Raw genomic sequence first — 3,310 nt, forward strand, 5'->3', positions numbered from 1 at the left:
CCTGCAGATGCGTTTTGCCAGCCAGGACGACGAAGGGTATGGCAACCGGGTTCTGGCGATGATGCGCAACGCCTTCGGTGGACACGTGGTCCAGCGCCGGGACGAATCATGACCCACGACGGGGGAGCATCCCGACCGATCAGGTACGATAGCGCTGAGGTTACGCCTGCCTGCATGGTACAGCAGATGCATCCGCCTTCCATGCGTAGCACATCAGCATCCTGGCGGATAACGAGATCGGCATCCACGTTCAGGTCGCCGAAGTCGTTAACGAGAATCGCCACCCGGTGATCGGGCAGCCCACTCAGCAGGTGGTTGAGTAGAGTGGTTTTGCCGCTCCCCAGAAATCCGGCAAGCAAGGTAACAGGAACGGGTTGGGGAGGCGCTTCACTCATGGCGGGTCATCGTATGTCGATGGAAAATAAGGGCGGGAAAAGGCGGCGCTACGCCGGCACGCCCTCAAGGTCCCACGCCGGGAAGGCATCAGGAATGGACGCCGGGTCGGCGTGGTGGCGTTCCACCTCGGTGGGCGACATCAGGCAGGCATCCAGCCGCTGGCGCAAGTCGGTCTCGTCCATGCCGACGCCGATGAAGACGAGCTCCTGCCGACGGTCGCCGTAGTTGTCGTCCCAGCGGTCCATGATGCGCTCATGCTCGCGCGGGTCGTCGGGCCAGTACTCGTTGGGCAGAGCGGCCCACCAGTAGCCTGCAGGCTGCTGATCGCGAAGACGCCCCGCCTGCGATAGCTCGCCAACGACCGCGCTGCGTGTGCCCAGCCAGAAGAATCCTTTTGCGCGAATGACGCCGGGCCAGTTGCTCTGGAAAAAGTCCCAAAACCGCTGTGGGTGAAAAGGCCGCCGGGCCCGATAGGTGAAGCTGGCAATGCCGTATTCCTCTGTTTCCGGAATGTGCTCGCCCTCCAGTTCCTTCATCCATCCGGGCATGCGCTGTGCAGCCTCAAAGTCAAACGCGCCCGTGCCAATGATCTGCTCCAACTCAACGTGCGAATGCTGCGTGGGGATGATCGTGGCATCGGGATTGAGCGTGCGCAGCACATCCGTGAGAAACGCCACATGCTCCTCGCTCACGAGGTCCGTCTTGTTCACAAGGATGACGTTCGCAAACTCAATCTGGTCAACCAGCAAGTCCACAAGAGTGCGCTCATCGCCGGGGCCGGTGTCCTGGTCGCGATCACGCAGCAGATCGGTCGAGTTGAAGTCGTCGGTAAAGCGGGCCGCATCCACGACCGTCACCATCGTGTCAAGCTCGGCCACATCGGAGAGTGCGCGTCCGAACTCGTCGGACAAGTCGAACGTGACGGCCACCGGCAGCGGCTCGGAGATCCCGCTCGATTCGATGACGAGGTGGTCGAATCGCCCGGCATCGGCCAGCTTCTTCACCTCAACGAGTAGATCTTCGCGGAGGGTACAGCAGATGCATCCGTTCGACATCTCGACCAGGTTCTCTTCCGCCTGCACGAGATCCGACTGTTCCTCCACCAGCGAGGCGTCGATATTGACGCTGGCCATGTCGTTTACGATGACGGCGACGCGCCCCCCATCAGCGTTGTGCAGAATGTGCTGAAGGAGTGTCGTCTTACCCGCGCCCAAATAGCCGGAGAGAACGGTGACGGGAAGTTTGCTGCGCATAATGAAGAGGAATGGACCATGTCAAAAAAAGACGATACAGAAACGCCCGGGTCAGCGAGCGCGGTACAGAACGCCAACCGCCACGGACATAACGGGCACCCGTAGCACCAGAATCTAATAGTACACATTAAAGTGTGTATAACGGTAGGTCCTGTCTCGGCGATATGCAAGTGGCTCCCTCACGCCGGATCGTTTCTTCACGCCTGGTCTTTTCAACTATGTGCTTCTCTTACGGCCTATATCTGCTTTGTAGGAGTAACGGGAAAGCAAGGTGCATCCCACAAAAATATCGAGAGAGGGGCTTCTGTACGTGACAAAAAAAGAGGCTGTGGGCACTCGAAGCGCAGGCTAAAAAACAGTCCGTGCTATGCAGAAGCTTCACGTGCACTGCTACGACAGCAGGTTCGTCGACGGAACAGGAGGAGACAGTGCATCATTTGCCTGTTTGGTCTTCAAGAGTACACACCAATACGCACACCCATGCACACGTGGCGGCACATTGCGGCAACGGTGCTCCTTGCCATCTTCGTGGTGGGGGGCGTGCTCGTGCCTGCTGTGCACGCTGTTCATCACGCCGCCGATGCGGATGCAGCTCCTACGCATGTCGTTGTACATAGCGATGATGCCGCTGCCGAGATCGACTGCACGCTGTGCGAAGCGGTCTTTCATCCCGCTGAAGCCGCATCCACGTCTGCGCCCACGCCCACACTTTACGCCCGGGCATGGAACGTCATCTCTCCCACGTCGCCTCGTCCGCAGCCTGTTTTCCACTACGTCATCCGCGGCCCCCCGCACGCCTGACCGCAGCCATTCCCGTCAGGAATGTGCTACTCCGGGGGCGCTGTCTGCCTTCCGGATTCGCAGACGTGCAACAACGAACCCGCGGCTACGCGAATAGCGCGCAGCGCGGTTCGGCAAAGCGGTGATGTATGCAACGAATGATGCAACACGTGGCCCTCGTTGGGCTGCTATGGAGCGCGGTATGTGTTGGGGGAAACACGGAAAGCCATGCCTCCCCCAATATAACGATGCAGGAGGCGCCAGGTACGCTCTCGGGTGTGGTGGTCGATCGCACAACCGGCCGTCCCCTGCCCGGGGCTACCGTGCAGCTTAGCCCCACCGGCCGCGGCCAGGCCACCGATGGCGAGGGCCAGTTCCTGTTTCGAAATATTGAGCCCGATACCTACGAGTTGGAGGTGCGCTTCGTCGGGTACGCTACGCACCGCGAGACGGTCGAGGTAAAGGCTGGCGAGCGCACACGCGTCACCATCGATCTGCGTTCGCAGCGCGTGGGGCTGCCCGACATTGTCGTGACGGGCGCGGCGCGGGAGCGTACCACCGCCGAAGTCTATCAGCCCATCACCGCACTGGGAGGCGAGGAGCTTCAGCAGCAACTGGGCAGCAGCATCCCGGAAACCTTGCAACGCGTGCCGGGCTTTGCCATGCAGTACAACGGTCCCGGGGCGGCGCGCCCCTCCATTCGCGGCATGGGCGGCGACCGCGTGCTCATGCTCGAAGACGGCCAGCGCACCGGCGACCTCTACCAGACCACCGCCGACCACGGCGTGATGATGGAGCCGCTCACCGCCGAGCAGATCGAAGTCATTCGCGGCCCTGCCGGACTCCTCTACGGCTCGCAGGCGCTCGGGAGCGTGGTGAAG

4 protein-coding genes are annotated in these 3,310 nt (G+C 61.2%); 2 read left to right on the plus strand and 2 right to left on the minus strand.

All coding sequences use genetic code 11. The features are described 5' to 3' along the window. Together R6U20_RS11080 and R6U20_RS11085 are read right to left on the minus strand one after the other, a co-directional pair. Positions 1–395, minus strand: a 395-nt coding sequence (locus R6U20_RS11080) for a GTP-binding protein (protein ID WP_410337920.1), incomplete at its 3' end; no start/stop codon positions are given. A gap of 48 nt (positions 396–443) precedes the next feature. Then, complete coding sequence (locus tag R6U20_RS11085) at positions 444–1,649, minus strand: GTP-binding protein (RefSeq protein ID WP_410337921.1); 1,206 nt, start codon at positions 1,647–1,649, stop codon at positions 444–446. A gap of 480 nt (positions 1,650–2,129) precedes the next feature. Here R6U20_RS11085 and R6U20_RS11090 point away from each other — a divergent pair, with 480 nt between their 5' ends. Together R6U20_RS11090 and R6U20_RS11095 are read left to right on the plus strand one after the other, a co-directional pair. Beyond that, on the plus strand, positions 2,130–2,450 hold the full coding sequence (locus tag R6U20_RS11090) for a hypothetical protein (RefSeq protein ID WP_410337922.1): 321 nt from the start codon (positions 2,130–2,132) through the stop codon (positions 2,448–2,450). A gap of 227 nt (positions 2,451–2,677) precedes the next feature. Next, the coding region (locus tag R6U20_RS11095; protein ID WP_410337923.1) for a TonB-dependent receptor plug domain-containing protein at positions 2,678–3,310 on the plus strand (633 nt) is incomplete at its 3' end.

The organism is Longimonas sp., assembly GCF_046498435.1.
GTDB lineage: Bacteria > Bacteroidota > Rhodothermia > Rhodothermales > Salinibacteraceae > Longimonas.

Bases quoted from the DNA above. Each gene is read 5' to 3' on its own strand.
- R6U20_RS11090 (WP_410337922.1), top strand. From the start codon at position 2,130: ATGCACACGTGGCGGCACATTGCGGCAACGGTGCTCCTTGCCATCTTC.
- R6U20_RS11085 (WP_410337921.1), bottom strand. From the start codon at position 1,649: ATGCGCAGCAAACTTCCCGTCACCGTTCTCTCCGGCTATTTGGGCGCG.